The organism is Arthrobacter sp. 05L417 (assembly GCF_056397865.1).
This window is the reverse complement of sequence record NZ_JBFTOG010000010.1, coordinates 74,896-92,784: the sequence shown is the minus strand read 5'-3', so window position 1 is coordinate 92,784 and position 17,889 is coordinate 74,896. Positions and strand designations below refer to the sequence as shown.

17 protein-coding genes and 1 tRNA gene are annotated in these 17,889 nt (G+C 64.8%); 5 read left to right on the top strand and 13 right to left on the bottom strand.

From position 1 onward, the window contains the following. Positions 1–44: 44 nt before the first annotated feature. Positions 45–2,684 carry a trehalase-like domain-containing protein gene (locus AC1DJW_RS10455; protein WP_284755250.1) on the top strand — a complete coding sequence of 880 codons (2,640 nt, stop codon included), beginning with the start codon at positions 45–47 and terminating at the stop codon, positions 2,682–2,684. A 7-nt stretch (positions 2,685–2,691) separates the two neighbouring features. Here the strand turns inward: AC1DJW_RS10455 and AC1DJW_RS10450 are convergent, their stop codons facing one another. The 3 genes from AC1DJW_RS10450 to AC1DJW_RS10440 all read right to left on the bottom strand — a co-directional run bounded on the left by AC1DJW_RS10450 (position 2,692) and on the right by AC1DJW_RS10440 (position 4,578). Then, the gene (locus AC1DJW_RS10450) at positions 2,692–3,618 is read right to left on the bottom strand and encodes an AEC family transporter (RefSeq protein WP_284755248.1); all 927 of its coding nucleotides are present in this window, start codon (positions 3,616–3,618) and stop codon (positions 2,692–2,694) included. A 143-nt stretch (positions 3,619–3,761) separates the two neighbouring features. After that, positions 3,762–4,190, bottom strand: a complete 429-nt coding sequence (gene panD / locus AC1DJW_RS10445) for an aspartate 1-decarboxylase (RefSeq protein ID WP_172465683.1) — start codon at positions 4,188–4,190, stop codon at positions 3,762–3,764. 55 nt (positions 4,191–4,245) lie between these two features. After that, a complete protein-coding gene (locus AC1DJW_RS10440; RefSeq protein ID WP_284755246.1) occupies positions 4,246–4,578 on the bottom strand; it encodes a putative antibiotic biosynthesis monooxygenase in 333 nt (110 codons plus the stop codon). 99 nt (positions 4,579–4,677) lie between these two features. Here AC1DJW_RS10440 and AC1DJW_RS10435 point away from each other — a divergent pair, with 99 nt between their 5' ends. After that, on the top strand, positions 4,678–5,271 hold the full coding sequence (locus AC1DJW_RS10435) for a TetR/AcrR family transcriptional regulator (RefSeq protein ID WP_284755245.1): 594 nt from the start codon (positions 4,678–4,680) through the stop codon (positions 5,269–5,271). Here AC1DJW_RS10435 and AC1DJW_RS10430 read toward each other — a convergent pair. After that, positions 5,255–6,109: a LysR substrate-binding domain-containing protein gene (locus AC1DJW_RS10430; protein WP_059389831.1), complete on the bottom strand. Its 855-nt coding sequence runs from the start codon at positions 6,107–6,109 to the stop codon at positions 5,255–5,257. The genes AC1DJW_RS10435 and AC1DJW_RS10430 overlap by 17 nt on opposite strands. A 150-nt stretch (positions 6,110–6,259) precedes the next feature. Between AC1DJW_RS10430 and AC1DJW_RS10425 the strand changes: the two genes are divergently transcribed. Further along, positions 6,260–7,657: an MFS transporter gene (locus AC1DJW_RS10425; protein ID WP_284755243.1), complete on the top strand. Its 1,398-nt coding sequence runs from the start codon at positions 6,260–6,262 to the stop codon at positions 7,655–7,657. A 78-nt stretch (positions 7,658–7,735) separates the two neighbouring features. On the opposite strand, the gene AC1DJW_RS10420 is transcribed toward AC1DJW_RS10425, so the two are convergent. From AC1DJW_RS10420 to AC1DJW_RS10410, 3 genes are all read right to left on the bottom strand, one after another. Beyond that, on the bottom strand, positions 7,736–8,869 hold the full coding sequence (locus AC1DJW_RS10420) for a N(5)-(carboxyethyl)ornithine synthase (protein ID WP_476901363.1): 1,134 nt from the start codon (positions 8,867–8,869) through the stop codon (positions 7,736–7,738). A 17-nt stretch (positions 8,870–8,886) separates the two neighbouring features. Next, positions 8,887–9,021, bottom strand: a complete 135-nt coding sequence (locus AC1DJW_RS10415) for a hypothetical protein (RefSeq protein WP_264637052.1) — start codon at positions 9,019–9,021, stop codon at positions 8,887–8,889. Positions 9,022–9,142: 121 nt separating this feature from the next. Further along, positions 9,143–9,216: transfer RNA gene (locus AC1DJW_RS10410), tRNA-Gly, on the bottom strand. A 237-nt stretch (positions 9,217–9,453) separates the two neighbouring features. Between AC1DJW_RS10410 and AC1DJW_RS10405 the strand changes: the two genes are divergently transcribed. Then, positions 9,454–9,900 (top strand): SRPBCC family protein, encoded by a 447-nt coding sequence (locus AC1DJW_RS10405; protein ID WP_390279936.1) that lies wholly within the window; start codon positions 9,454–9,456, stop codon positions 9,898–9,900. A gap of 3 nt (positions 9,901–9,903) precedes the next feature. Here AC1DJW_RS10405 and AC1DJW_RS10400 read toward each other — a convergent pair whose 3' ends face one another. Next, positions 9,904–11,676, bottom strand: coding sequence for a CAP domain-containing protein (locus AC1DJW_RS10400; RefSeq protein ID WP_476901362.1), 1,773 nt, complete (start codon positions 11,674–11,676; stop codon positions 9,904–9,906). 150 nt (positions 11,677–11,826) lie between these two features. On the opposite strand from AC1DJW_RS10400, the gene dcd reads away from it, so the two are divergent. Then, a complete protein-coding gene (dcd, locus tag AC1DJW_RS10395; protein ID WP_078107361.1) occupies positions 11,827–12,402 on the top strand; it encodes a dCTP deaminase in 576 nt (191 codons plus the stop codon). 139 nt (positions 12,403–12,541) lie between these two features. On the opposite strand, the gene AC1DJW_RS10390 is transcribed toward dcd, so the two are convergent. The 5 genes from AC1DJW_RS10390 to AC1DJW_RS10370 form a co-directional block, all read right to left on the bottom strand. Continuing rightward, on the bottom strand, positions 12,542–13,747 hold the full coding sequence (locus tag AC1DJW_RS10390; RefSeq protein ID WP_476901361.1) for a cation:proton antiporter: 1,206 nt from the start codon (positions 13,745–13,747) through the stop codon (positions 12,542–12,544). Between the two features lie 5 nt (positions 13,748–13,752). Continuing rightward, the gene (locus AC1DJW_RS10385; protein WP_059389838.1) at positions 13,753–14,235 is read right to left on the bottom strand and encodes a cation:proton antiporter regulatory subunit; all 483 of its coding nucleotides are present in this window, start codon (positions 14,233–14,235) and stop codon (positions 13,753–13,755) included. A gap of 77 nt (positions 14,236–14,312) precedes the next feature. Then, on the bottom strand, positions 14,313–15,098 hold the full coding sequence (locus tag AC1DJW_RS10380) for a glucosamine-6-phosphate deaminase (RefSeq protein ID WP_476901360.1): 786 nt from the start codon (positions 15,096–15,098) through the stop codon (positions 14,313–14,315). Positions 15,099–15,139: 41 nt separating this feature from the next. Next, positions 15,140–16,663 carry a glycoside hydrolase family 3 protein gene (locus AC1DJW_RS10375; RefSeq protein ID WP_476901359.1) on the bottom strand — a complete coding sequence of 508 codons (1,524 nt, stop codon included), beginning with the start codon at positions 16,661–16,663 and terminating at the stop codon, positions 15,140–15,142. A gap of 65 nt (positions 16,664–16,728) precedes the next feature. Further along, positions 16,729–17,880, bottom strand: a complete 1,152-nt coding sequence (locus AC1DJW_RS10370; RefSeq protein WP_476901358.1) for an ROK family transcriptional regulator — start codon at positions 17,878–17,880, stop codon at positions 16,729–16,731. Between the last annotated feature and the right edge of the window lie 9 nt (positions 17,881–17,889).

The following is a 17,889-nucleotide window of genomic DNA, read 5'->3' as shown; positions in this document are numbered from 1 at the left end:
CTCGGGCGGAAACTGGACGAATCCACCCCGGAAGGATCGTCCCCATGGCTACTCCGCTCAATTTGTCCGTGGCCGATTCGGCGCTGCTGACAAAATCGCTTCCGTTGGGCCTCCTGCGGACGGCAGTCCAGTCCGAGGCCGCCCACGACGGAATCACTCCGGAGCTGCTCGCGGAACTGAGGATGCTGGCCCGGACTCCGGGTCTCCTGGTGGCCTGCAACTACGGTGGAACCCTCTGCGCCGCGGAAGGGGTATCCACTGAGACGCTTCCTTTGGGGAGTGCCGCCGTCGCGCTCCGGGCACTGGCAGCCCTGCCGAACACGCACACGGCCGTCATCTCCGGCAGGTCGTTGCGGGACCTTGCCGCGGTGTCACGGCTTCCTGCGGAAGTCCACCTGGTCGGTTCGCACGGCGCTGAGTTCGACATGACCTACGCGTACAGCATCTCGATGGCTACAGAGGCCGTCCTTCAGCAGGCGGCCACAGCCCTCAACGAATCCATCGGTTTCGAAAAGGGCGTAAGCATCGAGCGTAAGCCCGTGGCCGTAGCCATTCATACGAGGCCGGCCACGCCTGCCGTCGTTGCCCGGGTGACTCGAGAGGCGCATCAGATCGCCCGTGAATTGGGCTTGTTTTTCATTGTGGACGGATCCGTGCTGGACCTGTCCATAGTGGAGCCCTCCAAAGACGCCGCGCTGGAGCATCTGCGTACACAGTTGGGGGCCAGCGCGGCCCTGTTTGCCGGCGACGCGGAGAGCGATGAGCTCGCGATCGCCACCTTGCGGGGCCCGGATCTTGGCTTGCACGTTGGAGATGGAGAAACCAAGGCGCGCTACCGCTTGCCGGATCCGGAATCCTTCGCCAAAGTGCTCGCCATTTTGTTCGAACTGCGCCGTGCGTGGCTGTTCGGCGAGGACGCGGTGGGGCTGGAACGGCATTCGATGATCGGCAACGGGACCTCGACGGCGCTGCTCACCCCGGAAGCCAAGATCTGCTGGATGAGCCATCCCCTCCCGGATTCAGGCTCGTTGTTTGCCCACATCCTTGGTGGAGACCCCGCCGGCCATTTCAGCGTGGAACCGGTCAAGACGTCGAAGGTGCTGGGCCAGCGCTATGTGGACAACACCATGATCGTGGAGACGCGCTGGGCCGACGTCACAGTCACTGACTACCTTGAGCCCGCACCGGACGGCATCACCAGCCTGGTCCGTGTCCTGTCCGGAACCGGCAGCGCACGGATTGTTTTCGCACCGCGGCCGGACTACGCCAACGCCCCGTTCAACATGGAAATCCGGGGCGAAGAGCTGCACGTCGTGGGCACCTCGGATCCCATCATTCTCTTCGCTCCCGGAGTGTCCTTCACCGTCACAAGCGACGGCAAACACGGCACCGCCACCGCGGAAGTCAGCCTCGCGTACGGTCCTGTCGTCATGAACCTGAGGTGCGGTGACACTGAGCCGACGACGCCGGACCCCACCGGAGAGCTCGCCCGGCGGGCCGCCGTCGCGCACCAATCCCGGCAGTGGGTCCGTGGGCTGGAACTGCCCGACATGAAACCGTCGTTGGTGCGGCGCTCGGCACTGGTCCTGAAAGCGCTGGTGCACGAGCCGACCGGGGCAGTCCTCGCGGCGCCAACCACGTCGCTGCCGGAAGGGATCGGCGGCACCCGCAATTGGGACTACCGCTATTGCTGGCTCCGCGACGGTTCCATGACGGTCAACGCGCTCGTGGATCTGGGTTCCACCGAAGAGGCAGACGGGTTCCTGCGTTGGCTGGGCCGCATCCTCGAGAACGCGCCCGGTCCGGAATGGCTGCACCCCCTGTACTCGGTGACCGGCTCCCCGTTGTCCACGGAGGCCATTATCGAGAGCCTGCCCGGCTACGCCGGCTCGCGGCCCGTGCGGATCGGGAACGCCGCCGACCACCAGGTGCAGCTGGACGTCTTCGGGCCGATCGCCGAACTCATCCAGACCCTCAGTAAGCGCCGCGGCACCTTGCCGGACGAGCACTGGAAACTCATGGAGCAGATGGCCTCGGCCGTACTGGCCCGCTGGCACGAACCCGACCATGGCATCTGGGAAGCCCGGCGCGCGCCTCGGCACCACATCTATACCAAGGTGATGTGCTGGGTGACGCTGGACCGGGCGATGCACACGGCGTTCCGGTTCCGGCGCCCCATCGGGGCCGAGTGGGAGGAAACGGCCAACACCATCCGCGCGGAAGTACTCCGCGAGGGCTGGGATGATTCCGCGAGCTCCTACACCGTGGCCTACGACAGCCCGGACTTGGACGCGGCTGTGTTGCACATCGGGCTCTCGGGCCTGCTGGATGTCCGCGACCAGCGCTTCCTGGACACCGTCACCGCCGTCGAGCGGGAACTTCGGGTGGGTCCCACGGTGTTCCGGTACAGGTACGACGACGGCTTGCCGGGTTTGGAGGGCGGGTTCCACATCTGCACCACGTGGCTGATTGAGGCGTATCTGGCCGTGGGCCGGCTGGACGACGCGCTGGAGTTGTTCAACCAGCTCGTGGCGCTCTTCGGTCCGACCGGACTGCTTCCGGAGGAATTCGACCCCGGCACGGAGACCCACTTGGGAAACCACCCGCAGGCGTATTCGCATTTGGGCTTCATTCGCTGCGCGCAGCTCCTGGACAGCTACCTGGACTCGGTGGACGAAGAGTAGGAATTATCTAGGTGAGCAGCAGGGCCACTGCGATCATTGCCGGGACGGCCACCACCGTGGTGATCAGGACCGTATCCTTGGCCACGGTGATTCCCGTGTTGTAGCGGCTCGCGGCCACGAATACGTTCTGCGCAGTGGGCAGGGCCGCCGTGACCACCACGGCGAACAAGGCATGCGCTTCCAGGCCCAGCGCGAAGCGGGCGAACAGGTACGCCATCGTGGGGTGGACAAAGAGCTTGAAGCCACTGGCCAGGAGCGCGTCCGTCCTGCGGCCTGTGTCCTTTTGCAGGGGCCTGGAGCCGTTCAGGCTCATCCCGAACGCCATGAGCATTGCGGGAATGGCGGCTCCGCCGATCAAATGGATCGGATCCATGATGAGCGAAGGCACTTGCCAGCCCGTTCCAGCCACCACCAAACCGAGGGCCGACCCCACGATCATCGGGTTCCGCACGATCATCAGGAGGAACCGCAGGGGAGTGGTGCGGTGGGCGCTGGTGCTGGCATCGAGCGCCATCAGGTACATGGGCGTGAAGAACGCGAGCTGGAAGATCAGCAGCGGTGCCACATAGCTTGCATCGCCCAGGACGAACACCGCGATAGGGATGCCGAGGTTCGCGGAGTTGGCCAGGGAAGCGCTCATGGAGGACATGAGCGATTCGGGCAGGGAACGTTTGAGCCAGAACTTCACGATGATGAAGAACAAGCTGCCCGTGGCGACGGCGCCCACCGCCGTGACCAGGAGCGGAGCGGCAAAGATGTCGCGAAGATGGGCCTTGCCAAGGGTTTCAAAGAGGAGCGCCGGGCTTGCGACGAAGAAGGTCAGGCCGCTCAGGACCGAACGGGCGTTGTCCCCCAGGATCCCGCGCTTGCCGACGAACATGCCCACCAGAATGATGGCCCACACCACGAAGAACCCGGAAAGGACGCCCAGCACTACGGCCTCCGGAGGGGGACGGGCGCGGGGCGGCGTGGGTTCACAGTCCCAGCCTAAATCAGCTTTATTCGGCTGTAAGGCTCGACGGCGGCATGTTCCGCCATGTGGACCGCGAAGAAGGGGTGCCGGGAAGGACGGGGAGTCTAGTTCAGCTGGGCGTTGTTGAGGGCGTGCGGCGGGCGCATGATGCCCGGAGTGATGCCTTCGGCGGGATCGCTGCCGAGCTGGACGATCTTGTTGGCCCTGTCCACATGGACAACCTTGGGCTGGTAGGCCTTGGCCTCTTCGGTGGTCATCTCCGCATAGGTGATGAGGATGACGACGTCGCCCACGTGCACGAGGTGCGCTGCGGCACCGTTGATGCCAATGACTCCGGAGCCTCGCTCGCCGGCAATGGTGTAAGTCTCAAGGCGTGCGCCATTAGTCACGTCAACGATGGAGACGAGCTCGCCGGGGAGAATATCCGCGGCATCCAGCAGATCCAGGTCGACCGTCACTGAACCTACATAGTGCAGATCGGCATGGGTCACCGTGGCGCGGTGGATCTTGGACTTAAACATTGTGCGGTTCATAACGTGACAAGTTTAGCGCGTGGCCGCTCGATCGCCGGGTGATGCATGACACAGGCTACGCCTTGGCGCTGGCCTTCCCTGCCTGCCGCCTCTTCAAGGAGCCGTAGCCAGCGAGCAGTTTGGGGACAACCAGGTAGACGGCAGTAGGAACCACTACGAGAGTCAGGACGAGGGCGCGCAGTGCGGGGTGCCATGACTCCGTGAGTGGGGCGAGGATCGTCATGCCGATTGCCACGAGGGGGAAGATGGCCAGCCACGTGATCACTGCACGGATGTGTACAGAGGGTACGTGCAGGGAGGGGGCGTGCACAGAGTGCGCGGAAGGCACGGAAACCGGCGCAACCGCGGCGTTGTCCGCAGGTGCGGCAAGGGGGATTCGGGTGCTCATGACATTCTCCAACTAATTGGTTGCTTTCTGCGTGAGTTCAGACTAGACCGGGTTGACAAAAACTGCAACTACTTGGTTGGAATCTGTTAAGATCAGGAAATGGCATGGGATACCGAGCGGACCAAGCGACTCCTCCTTGAGGCGGCGACTGCCGAGTTTTGCCAATTCGGACTCGCCGGGGCCAGGGTGGACCGCATCGCCGCCGCGGCCGGAGTCAACAAGGAGCGGATCTATCAGTACTTCGGCAAGAAGGACCTTCTTTTCGACGCCGTGATCGCGTCCCAGCTCAGCAAGGTGGTGGACGAAGTGCGCATCGAGGGCGCTGGTCCCGAAGCTTTGGCCGACTACGCCGGACGCCTGTTCGACCATCACCACCAGGACGCCACCCTTCCGAGGCTGCTGTTTTGGGAAGGTCTGGAGCGGGGCGAATACGTGGTGAACCGCCCGGATAGGGCCGCGAATTGCAGCAACAAGGTTGACAGCGTTATCCGAGCCATGCCGGGGACGTCCAGGGAAGACGCGGCCGATTTGATGCTCACCATCATCGCGCTGTGTGACGCCTGGCCCGTACTGCCTGAGCTGGATGGCCTCATGGCCGGCAGCAAGGGGTCAAGCAGGGCGGAGCGCCGCCGCGAGGCGATCGTCCGGACCGTCCTCCTGGCCGCGCAGGCGCTAGCTACGCCTGCTTATTGAGTGTTCTGCCGATGATTGCCTGCGTCAGTGCGTCCACTACCTCGGCGTTCGCCAACGGGTTGCGGATCAAGGTGAAGTCGACGTCGCCCACGGGCGGGAGGTCGAAGCGTTTGGTGATCACCGTGAGGTCCTCGGGAACCAGTGATGACGGCATCACGGCGACGCCGATGCCTGCCCGCACCGCTGCCAAGACGCCGGCGATCTGCTTGGTAGAGCAGGTGACCCGCCAGGTCCGGCCCATGGCCTCCAAAGCGTCGATGGCCAGTTTCCGGCTGACGCTCGGGGCCGGATAGCAGATCAGCGGCACAGGGCTGGCAGGGTCCAGCACCGTCTGCTCGACGCCCACCCACGCAAACTTGTCATGCCGGACAACAGTGCCGTCCTTCGCCTCGCCCACCCACTTCACGAAGACGAGATCCAACTGGCCCGCGTTGACGCGTTTGTAGAGTTGGTCGCTCTGGCTGACGGTGAGTTCAAGGTTGATCTGGGGGTACAGCTGCCGGAACTCGCGCAGGATCCTAGGCAAGCCCGTAATGGCGAGATCGTCGGCGGTTCCGAATCGCAAGCGGCCGCGCATCGCGGAGCCGGAAAAGTACCTGGCGGCGGAATCGTGGGCGGAGAGGATGTTGCGGGCAAAGCCTGCCATGGCGTCGCCATTGTCCGTGAGCCGGACATCCCGGGTGTCGCGGGCTACGAGCGCCCGTTTGGCCGCCATCTCCAGCTTTCTTACGTGTTGGCTGACCGTGGGCTGGGCCAGGCCGAGGCGCTCGGCCGCCTTCGTGAAACTCAAAGTCTCGGCCACGGCCAGGAAGGACCGCAGCTGCACGGGTTCGAACACGGGACTCCTTGAATAGCTACGTTCACCGCCGCTCGCGTCGGTGTATTGCACTTCGCAATGCTAGTTATACAGCCAATTCACTTCCATAATCACCGCGGCCAACCCTAGCGTTAAAGGCATCCCAGCGAAACGCCTATCCAAGGACTACTTTTGGCACCCCCACCGCCCTCAGCGGCAAACGTCAGCCAACCCGCCATCGATTCCCTCGCCGCAAGCAGCCGAATTCCGCACGCTGCCGACCCTGACACGGTCACCCAGCCAATCGCCGTCGTCAGCGAACGGCTGCCCTGGCGGCACACCTTCATTTCCCTCAAAGTACCCAACTTCCGGATTTTCGCCATGGGCCACTTCGTGGCCGTCATCGCACTCTGGATGCAGAGGATTGCCCAGGACTGGTTGGTACTCCAGCTCTCCGGCTCCGTCACCGCCGTCGGAATAACCGTGGCATTGCAGTTCACGCCGTCGCTGTTCCTGGGCCCCTGGGGTGGCATGATGGCGGACCGCTTCCCCAAGCGACGCATCCTCATCCTGTGCCAGAGCGTCGCGGCCTCCCTGGCGGCCATCCTTGCCGTCTTGGCGCTGAGCCAGCACATCGAGGTGTGGCACGTTTACGTGATCGCGTTTGTCCTAGGCCTCGTGACCGTCTTGGACCAGCCCGCCCGGCAGGTCTTCGTCAACGAACTCGTGGGACCGAAATACCTGCGCAACGCCATCAGCGTCAACTCCACCACGTTCCAGCTGGGCGGCCTGATTGGCCCCGCCCTGGCCGGCGTGCTGCTCACCGCGGTCGGAGCGGGCTGGGCCTTCGCGGCGAACGCGGTGGCCTGCTGCTCCACTGTCACCATGCTCTTGATGCTGCGCAAGAATGAACTTTATGTCAGCACGCCTGTGCCAAAACGCAAGGGAATGCTTGCGGAGGGACTGCGTTACGCCCTCAGCAAGCCCACCATTTACTGGCCGTGGCTCATGGCCGGTTTCATAGCGGTCTTCGCGATGAGCCTGCCTGTGCTCCTCGCCGCCTTCGCGGACCATATCTACCATGCCGGTGCCGGCGGCTACGGCTTGCTCAACGCCATGGTTGCCCTTGGAGCGCTTGCTGGAGCAATCACTTCGGCCCGCCGCCGCCAATTGCGCCTGCGCTCGGTGGTGCTGTGCGCCGGGATGTACGGCTTGATGCTGTGCCTGGCCGCGTTGGCGCCATCCATGGTGTGGCTCTCCGCTGCCATGGTCCTCTCCGGATTCTGGTGCCTCATGTTCCTGACCGCCGCAAACCAACTAGTCCAGGTCAGTGCCAACATGAGCATCCGCGGCCGCGTCATGAGCCTCTACATCATGGTGCTCATCGGCGGCCAAGCCATCGGTGGACCCATGATCGGCTGGCTTGCCGAGCACCTGAACCCGCACGCAGCGCTCTTGGTGTCGGGCGGGGTGCCGGCGCTCGCAGCGGCGACAGTCGCCGTCGTGCTCGCCCGGAAGTCTGAATTGCGGCTCAAAGTGAACGTCCGGGACCGACGCCGGATGGTGCGGATCGTCCCGCAGTCGGCGTAGCGGATTATCGCCCAAACGCGGCTGAGCCGGGCACCCACAAGGCGCCCGGCTCAGCCGCATTTTTAGGCTACGAGGCGACTACGCCGCAAGGTGCGGATAGTCCGCTGAGCGGCCTTGGAACTGGAGCACGTCCGGGTTGCGGATGATGCCGTCCCGGATCTCGATGGCTCGCGAGATCGTTTCGCTGGCGTCCCAGGCCTCGGGGCCAGAAATGACAGTCTCGAGGAACGGCAGGAGCGCTTCGCTGATCTCCCAGCTGGACGAATTCCACAGGTAGGACGGGCTGTGGTCCACGGCGTAGTAGTTGATGTGCTCGCCCACCGTGAACATGGGCTCGGCGAACGTCGTGGTCCGCGCCCAACTGAAGCCCATGCCTTCGTCGCAGGAGACGTCAACAATCAAGCTGCCCGGCTGGAACGCGTCCAGGTCCTCGGTCCGCAGGTACGTCAGCGGCGAGTTCGGGTCCTGCAGCGTGCAGTTGACCACGATATCGCTCGCGGCAAGGAACGGCGCCAATGGCAGGCGGCCGCGATCGGTGATGACTTCGCTCAGGAAAGGGGCGTTCTGGTCGTGGTCGAACTGCACTATGCGCACCGAGTGGATGGGGGAACCCACCGCCGCAACGCCTCGGTTGGTCAGCACCTGGACGTCGTGGATGCCGTGGGCGTTCAGCGCGGTGACCGCACCACGCGCTGTGGCTCCGAAACCAATCACGACGGCGCTCAGCCGCCTCCCGTAGTCACCCGTCGAGCCCGTCAGGGCAAGGGCGTGGATGACGGAGCAGTAGCCCGCAAGTTCGTTGTTCTTATGGAAAACGTGAAGCCCGAAGCCGCCGTCGCTGGCCCAGTGGTTCATCGCCTCGAAGGCGATCAGGGTCAGCTTCTTGTCGATGGCGAGTTGGGTGATGGCCCTGTCCTGGACGCAGTGCGGCCAACCCCAGAGAACCTGCCCGTCGCGGAGGTCGGCCAGGTCTTCCGGCTGCGGTTTGGGCAGAAGGATGACATCCGAATTCGAGATCAGTTCTTCACGGCGTGCCATGCCACCGACCAGCGGCTCAAGTTGGCTGTCCGAAAAGCCGAAGCGCTCTCCGTAGCCGCGCTCCAGCCGGATGTGTTGCCGGAGTTCCAGAGCAATGCGCTCCAGGTGCAGGGGATGGACGGGCAGCCGGCGCTCGTCCGGCTTCCGCGATGTCGACAGGATGCCGAGGGTCATGGCGCCTATATGGCCGCTCACTTTTTATTGCCGGTTGCCGGCTTGGCCACCGTGGTTGCGGAGGACTCTGAGGCCCTCTTATCCGCGCGCTTTTCTTTGATGGATTTGCCGGATTTTTTCGATGCAGCTTGGCGAGGTGATTTGTCAGCCATGATCGCTCCCTAGAGCAGAGCCGAAATGGCTCCTAGCTCCTGACGATACACCCAGGGGGTGGGGCGCCTTGTATCCGGGCGGCTGGCCGTTCACGGGAAAAGTGGGCCATTGGCGAGAAAATGGAGCGGGCGACGGGAATCGAACCCGCGTATCGAGCTTGGGAAGCTAGCGCTCTACCATTGAGCTACGCCCGCATTGCTCCGCACATCAGCCGGAGCAGATCCCAGCTTAGCGCAGATGGCGCGGTGTTCCAGACACAGACTCACCGGTATCACGGTCTCATCAATTTCCCTCCCGAGCTCGTAAAGATTCGGTTAAGGCTCGACGTGGGTGTGTCGTGCCGCGCCGCGCCTGACTATTCTGTAGCAGTTAGCTGCTGTGTCATGGGGAACCCGGCTATGTCCAAGAGCCATACGCCGAAAGAGGATTCCGTGGCATTTGCAGAGCATGAAGTACTCATTGGTCGCGACGCCATGACCGTTTACCAATTCCTGGTGGACGGACTGAACAATCCCCTGTGGCGCAGCGGAATCCGCAGCATTTCCCTCCGTTCCGGACACGCTGGCGAAAAAGGCGCTGTCTACCAGCAGACTTTGGCAGGGCCGGGCGGACGGCCGATCGCGGCTGACTTCCAAATCACTGAAGCCAGGCCAGGCGCTGAAGTGCGTTTCGCCGTCGTCGCCGGTCCTGCGCGGCCCACCGGCGGCTATTACCTCAGCACCGAGGGTCCCAATACCCGTCTGCGGTTCGCCCTCGAGTACCATCCCAAGGGCTTGCAGAAACTCATGAACAGCATGATCCAAAAGACCATGGAAGGTGAAGTGGTCCAGCTGGAGCAGCTCAAGTCGGTCATCGAGGAGCAGACCTCCGAGGCATGAGCGCTACTGCGCCAGCTTGAGTCCGCCCAAACCGCTTAGCGGGGTGCTCGGCGTCGTGAGGCGTCCGCCAGTCAGGTCCCAATACTCGATCGTTCCGTTGCCCAGCAGGCCCGCGACTCCAGTGGAGTTGAGGCCCGTGACACCCTTGAGTGAGCGCAATCCGGAGTAGTCCGTCCATCCGGTGCCCACCACCAGCCGTGCTTCCGACTTTGGCGTGGTGAGCCCCGAACCGCGGTAGAGGCGCAGGTTCCCGTTTGATTCCACCGCCAGCAGGTCCTGGAAGCCGTCGGCGTCGTAGTCCACCATGCTCAGGCGGATTGCGCTGACGCCCGAGCCCACTTGTGTCCGTCCGACCAGGGCGGTGAGCCCCAGGTTCCGGTACAGGTAGAGCGCGCCGGTGGAATCGGTGGCGAGGATCTGCGGGAGCCTGTTGTTCCCGCACCAGGTGCCCACGGCCATCGTCAGAGATTGCCAGCCCGATCCACCCAACGTCACCGGCGCCTTGAATCCCCCGCCCACTAGGCCGGGGTAGAGCAGGAGCCTGCCGTCCATCATTTGGACGAGGACGTCGATCACGCCGTCACGGTCCCAATCCGTGGTCATGACTTCCTTCGCCCCGGTGAAACCGGACCCGACCGTCCGGGCCGCACCGAACGTACCGTTGCCGAGGGCCGGGTAGTCCCTCAGGTTGCCGGAGGGGTCGACGGCGACGAGGTCACCGGCGCTGCGGATGGCTGCCGCACTGAGGTCCAGCGTGGGCGGTTGGTGCTTCGCGATAGGGTCGCAGACGCTCGGGGGCGGAAGCTGGGGCGGGGCTGTGCCTGCGCCAGGGCTGTTGACGGTGCCGGCGGGGAGCGTCGTATAGCCAAAGAGATTGACCACGCCCCACATCGTGTAGCTATTGGGGGTGGTCTGGTAGTTGCCGTCCGTGAAGGTGATTCCGACGCCAATCACGTTGAAACGGGGATCACGCAGCAGCGCATCGTGGGCGGGTGAGCTTTTCCACCATTCGACAAGCTGGGCGGCATTCCGATCCCAGCGGACCGCGATGATCTCGCCCGCGCCGTTGTTGGGGTTCAGTGCCCTGGGATCGGTCCAGAAGTTAGGGCGGTGTTCGATCACCTGGCGGCTGGCGATGTTGTTGGACCAGTCCTGCGAAAGCGTGGACACCGTGGGGTTGTACTTCACCGGATTCAAGCCAAGCGAAGTCCTGTAGGCATTGATGGCGTTGAACACGGCCAACACCTGGGCGGAATTGTCGTCGTTGACCAATGCATGCGGTGAAACCAGCGGGACAGCTGCGGGGGAGGACTTCGACTGGTCCGGAGCCGGATCCGCCTGCGGGACATCTCCTGTGCCGGGGAGCGGGTCCGGGCCGGATGCCGGCGGGATAGAGGGCACCGGGGGCGGTCCGTCCACCGCCCGGGGCGACGATCCGTTGCCGGGCTCGACGGCGGGGCTTGCCTGCGCGGGCGAGCTCGCCGCTTGGACGGTTGACCCGGTGCCCGCGCCCTCGGGGACAGCTGCAACGGGGGCCGCCGCGGCCCGGGCTGCGGTGGTGGGCGCGGTGGCCGGTGGTGACCCCGGCGCAGGTGCGGCCTGCGGAAGGCCGGATCCCGACGGCGGTGCGGACGCCGTCGTCGTGCTTTCAGTACCTGCGGTGGTGCTTGAGGTGGAAGGCGCGCCCGCTCCGGAGAGCAGAGCCGGGACGGTTAGCGGACCGGAGGCAGGGGCCATTACCGTCAGAAGGCAGGCCGCCAGTACGGCAACGGGCACCGCAATTCGTCTCAATGTTTCCCCAGATTCGCATTGTGCCACCGTTCCCATACACAACAGCGGTAACGGCAGTCTATGTGGTGCACTATAGTCCCATGCGCCACTCCGGCACCACGGGGTATGGGGCGCATATACGGTACTTTTGATCCTGTGCTGATCTCTGACCGCGACATACGTGCCGAAATCGACTCCCGACGTATCGTCCTGGAGCCCTACGACCCCGCGATGGTTCAGCCGTCTTCGGTGGATGTGAGGATTGACCGTTTCTTCCGGCTGTTCGACAACCACAAATACGCGCACATCGACCCCTCCGAGGAGCAGCCTGAGCTGACCCGCCTGGTTGAGGTCGAGGGCGACGAGCCCTTCATTCTGCACCCGGGCGAGTTCGTGCTCGGTTCAACGTATGAGACCGTGAGCCTGCCCGACGACGTCGCCGCACGACTTGAAGGAAAGTCATCGCTGGGCCGCCTCGGATTGCTGACGCACTCTACGGCCGGCTTCATCGACCCCGGGTTCTCGGGCCATGTGACGTTGGAACTGTCCAATGTTGCCACGTTGCCCATCAAGCTGTGGCCTGGCATGAAGATCGGCCAACTGTGCTTCTTCCGTCTATCCTCTGCCGCCGAACATCCGTATGGTTCCGGCGGTTACGGCAACCGCTACCAAGGCCAGCGCGGCCCCACCGCGAGCCGCAGCCACTTGAACTTCCACCGGACGTCTGTTTAGCCCCTGCCTGCTTGGGTTTTCCAGGACGCTCGCTCACATATGTGGGCAATAGACGAGACGCTCGCTCAGATCATGTGAGCGAGCGTCGGCGGGAAACGCCCTAAAAGTGAGCGAGCGTCAGAGGCGGGCCCAACGGAGCTCACGCCTCGAAGGACGCAATCGGCTCGGATGCCTTCGGTTTGCGGGGGGACTTGCGGAAGGCCCTGACCGTCGGCTCCACGAAGCGGGCTGCGAGCGGTCCGATGATGGCCATGAGCAGCACATACGCGGTGGCGAGGGCGGCAAGCTCGCGCGGTACGACTCCCGACGCCACGGCCAGGCCTGCGATGACAATGGAGAATTCACCGCGGGCGATCAGGGCGGCTCCCGCGCGGAAACGGCCGGGAACGGCGATCCCCGCCCGCTTTGCCGCCCAGAATCCGGTCAGCACCTTGGTGAAGGCTGTCGCGAGAGCAAGGAGCAGCGCCCAGCCCAGCACTGGGGGAATGGTGGACGGGTCGGTGTTGAGCCCGAAGGCCACGAAGAAGATCGCCGCGAAGAGATCCCGCAGAGGTTCAAGGATCCGCGTCGCGTTGTGCGCAGTTGCCCCCGAAATGGCAATTCCCAGCATGAACGCCCCCACCGCCGCGGAGACCTGGAGGGCGGACGCGATGCCAGCCACCAAGAGCGCGGCTCCGAGGAGATTGAGCAGGAAGACTTCGGAGTTTTCGCTGTGCACGGCCTGGGATACCCGGTGGCCGTGTTTGAGGGCCACCACCAGCACCAGGGTGACCACGGCCAACGCAATACCCACCGTCTGGAGCCCGCCCAGGAAGCCCACGCCAGCGAGGATCGCCGTCAGGATCGGAAGATAGATGGCCATGGTGAGGTCTTCGAACACCAGAATGGCCAGCACCACCGGCGTCTCACGGTTACCGATACGGCCGAGGTCCGTGATCACCTTCGCGGCGATGCCGGAGGAAGAAATATAGGTGACGCCACCCATGACGATCGCCCCCACAAGTCCCCAGCCAAGCCACACGGCGATGCCCGCACCCGGAAGGAAGTTCAACACCAGGTCCAGCACACCGGCTTGCCATGAGCGCCTCAGGCCGGTGACGAGTTCCGCCGCCGTATATTCCAAGCCGAGCATCAACAGGAGCAGAATGACGCCGATTTCGCCGGAAAGATGGGCGAACTCGTGCATACCATCCAGTTTGATCAGTCCACCCGCCCCGAACGCCAGTCCCCCCACCAGATAGAGCGGAATGGGGGACATGCCGATCCTGCCAGCCAAGCGCGCCAAGAGGCCGAGACAGAATACGACTGCGCCCAGCTCAATGAGGGTCAGGGCCAGGGGGTCCATGAACGTCAGCCGTTGCGCAGAATGGCAGCCGCAGAGTCAAGACCTTCCTGCGTACCGACAGCCACCAGCAGATCACCCGTGTGAAGGACGACGTCGGGAGCCGGTGAGGGAACCACTTCGCCTTCGCGCATGATCGCCACGATCGAGACACCACTGCGGGTGCGGATCTGGGCTTTGCCCATGGGCTGGTTGTTGAAAGGGGAGTCTGCGGTAATGGAGAACTGCCGCGTGACAATGCCGGGGATTTCCTTGTGGGCTTCGGCCAAACGCATGGCGATGTGCTGCCCGCCCAGGAGGTTGCCCAGGGCGGCGGCTTCGTCTGCGGTCAATGGAATGGATGCCTGGCAGGTATCGGGATCGTCCCACGTGGAGACGAAAAGCTCGGTCTCACCCTCCCGCATCTCGACAACACCGATCCGGCGTCCCGAGGCCGTGATGAAATCCTTGCGGACCCCGAGGCCTGGAAGTTCTGTCTCATCCACGTTCATAAGTCCACCCTAGCCCTCTTGAAGGGGCGGCGGAATGACGCCACTCGCAGCCGCCGCACAAAGCGGTCCGCGCCTTTCTAAGGGGTCAAAGCCAGGCCGCGCGCGGCGTCGTCGTAGTACTCGCGGTTCGCCAATCCGGCGGCGGCTGCCTCGTCCAGAACCACCACAGCGTCGGCATGCCATTGCAGGATCGAACCAGGGCACGACGCCGTCAGCGGGCCCTCGACGGCGGCAGCGACCGCGGCGGCCTTCGCGGCACCAGTGGCGATGAGCACCAGCCGGCGCGCATCCAGCACAGTCCCCAATCCCTGGGTGATGCAGTGAGTCGGGACGTCGGCGTCGTGGTCGAAGAACCGGGCGTTGTCCCGCCTCGTGCGGGCCGTCAACCGCTTCAGCCGCGTCCGGGAGGACAGGGAGGAACCGGGCTCATTGAAGCCCACATGGCCGTTGGCGCCGATGCCCAGGATCTGTACGTCGACGCCTCCAGCAGCTGCTATCGCGGCATCATACGCCGCAGCTCCGGCCTCGAGCTCGGCCTGCGTGGCGCCGGTGCCGTCAGGAACGTTCAGCCCCGCCAGCGGGAGTCCTATGACATCGCAGACCTCGCGGATCAGCACCTGGCGGTAGGACTGGACATGTCCAGCCGGAAGGCCCACGTATTCGTCCAAGGCGAATCCCTTCGCGGCCGAGAAATCCACGAGGCCCGCGGCCGCCGCAGCTGCGAGCTCCGCGTACAGTCCCAGCGGAGACGAACCGGTAGCCAGTCCCAGTACTGGTCCCCTGCCCGCAGGGAGTCCCGAGAGGACGGCGTGGGCGGCGGCCGAAGCAGCCGATTCCGGGGTGGTCGTGACGATGACTTCCATGGCAACTTTCTGTGGATGGGTTGGGCGCTAGCTAGCCAAGGTCAGGCTTTGACAGTGCCGTTCAGCAGCGCCGTCAGGGCCTGGGACACCGTAAGCGACGCACCATAGGTGACGATGTCCGCCCCGCCGCGCGGCCAGCCGCACTCGACGGCGATCACCGCGTGCCCCTCCGCCCTCAAGCGGGCAAAGACGGTCCACAGCGGGTGTTCGGCATCCAGGCCGCGCCCGACGACGGCGACCCGCGCGCCGTCGGGCACCTCGCCTTCGCGGACCACTGCCGAAGTCGCGGCGGCGGGGCCCCACGGCACGCGGCCGACGGCGAAATTGGACCCCGTTTCAACCTGCACGATCGCCACGGGTTCTTGCCGGGCGAGCCACCTTTCGGCAGCTTCGGACACTTCGAAGGCCTCGGCGATGCGCTCGCCGTCGAGCCCCTTCGCATTGGTAAGCACGCCGGAAAGCTGCGGTTCGCCAGGAAGTCCCAGCTGGCCCCTGATGGCAGCCTCCTGGATTTCCGCGGCGCCCGCAGCGGGGAAACGCGAGGACAGTGCTGCCGTTCGGGCAACCGCGTCCGCGAGGCGCTGCATGGGCAATCGCCCCTCTTCAACGGCATCGGCGATTGCGGTGATCGTCTGCTCGAAGAGGGACGGTCCAGTTTCCGAACCAAGGCACAGGAGGTCCGCCCCGGCAATCAGTGCCCGGACGGCTGCTTCCGGAACACCGGTCCCGGCGGACGCGCCGGCCATGTCCAGGGCATCCGTGATGATGACGCCGTCGAATCCCATGTCACGGCGCAGCAAGTCCTGAAGGATACGCGACGAAAAGGTCGCCGGGTGGTCCGGGTCCAGGGCTTCGACCAGGATGTGGCTGGTCATGACCGTGGCTCCGCGGGCCGCGACGAGCGCACGGAACGGTACCAGCTCGCGGGTATCCAACGTAGCGGCGTCGGCCGTGACACGGGGGAGCGCCAGGTGGGAGTCCGTGGTGGTGTCGCCGTGGCCCGGGAAGTGTTTGGCGCAGGAGGCCACACCGGCGTCTTCGAGGCCGCGGATCCAGGCAGCGGTATGCCGGGCGACCAGATCCGGTTCGGCTCCGAAGCTGCGGACGCCGATCACGGGATTGTCCGGGGCCGAATTGACGTCTGCATCGGGGGCGAGGTTCAAGTTGATGCCGAGGCCCGCGAGTTCGTGGCCGATCGCGCTGGCGCTGGCAGCGGTCAGTTCGACGTCGTCCAAACGGCCGAGCACAGCGTTTCCGGGCTGCGTTGATCCCGTGAGGTAGTGCAGCCTCGTGACGTCGCCGCCCTCTTCATCGACGGCGATGAGCGTGTTCGGGGAATGTGCCCGCAGCCCGGCGCAGAGCTCGCGCAACTGGACGGGGGACGCCACGTTGGTGCCATAGAGGCACACAGCCGCCAGCCCGGCGTCGTACGCTTCAAGGATCCAGACGGGGACGGCGATGCCGGTGAATCCGGGCATCAGGGTTCCTGCCGCGAGGCGGCGGAGGTGGGCGCGGGCGGGCCCGGTGGCAAAGGACTGAGTAACGGGGGACTGAATCGTGTCCATGTCCGGCTCCTTCGAAGGGATGCTTGGCTGGCTAGTCAGGGCTGGAAGAGGCGCAGGCGTGGCACTTAAGCCACACCAAGCTGGTTCCAGAGGACCATCACGGCGGCTCCGCGCAGGACAATGTCCTGTGCATCTGCGGCGAGACGGACGGACACCGGTGAAGGGTCCTGGTGCAAGAGCCGCTCAAGCAGGGTCTGCTGGACGGCGTTGAGAAGGGAACCTTCCAAAAGCTCCCGGGGTCCGCTGAGGACCACTTCGCCCAAATCGAGGGCGCCAACCACGGGTGCGAGTGCGATGGCGAGCCGCTCGCCTGCTTCCCGGAGAACGACGTCGGCCGCGGCCTCCGGTTCGGAGCTCGCCGCTGCTTCGGCCAGGGCCCGTTCGAGGCTGGGGACGGACATCCAGGTTTCGAGGCAGCCTGTTTTGCCGCACTTGCACATGGCCCCGCCGTCGGTGCCGACCGTGACGTGGCCGATTTCGCCCGCCGCGGAGTGGGCGCCCCGGGCACGCCTGCCGCCTACTATGAGCCCTGAACCGACACCGCGGCCGATTTTCACGAGGACTTCGTCGTCACTGCCGCCGCCGAAGGTGTGGTCCGCATGGACTGCGGCGTCGGCGTCGTTGGAGACGAGGGTCGGCAAGCCAGTGCGTTCCTGGAGGAGATCACGCAGTGGGACGTCCTTCCATCCGAAGTTGGGGGCCGTGGTGACCACGCCGTCCGCATTGACGATGCCTGGGGTCCCGACGCCGATCCCCAGCAGTGTGGCGGTGGCCCGTCCGACGGCCTCCGAAGCGAGTTCGAGGACCTGGTTGACGACGTCCAGGCCTGTCTCATCGGAGAGGGAGCGTTCCACACGTTCGAGGATGTTGCCGTCAAGGTCCAGGACAGCGGCGCGCAGCACGGAATTTTCGGCCAAATCCACGCCGATCACCTGAAGGCCTTGGCGATTGATGTCCACCAGGATGGCCGGCTTGCCGGGGCGGACTTCATCAGAGTGCCCCAGCTCCACCACATGGCCGCGTTCCAGGAGGTCCGAGACGAGGTCGGATACTGTGACACGGGTCAGGCCCAGGGCCCGGGAGAGTTCCGCGCGGCTCATCGCCCCTGCCGAGTGGAGCGTCTGGCGCACCAAGGAGAGGTTGTGGGCGCGCCCGTCGGAAGGCAGGGTCGCTGCGCTTGTTCGATCGGTGCGCTGGCGGTCTCGAAGGGCTTCCATGTGAGTTAG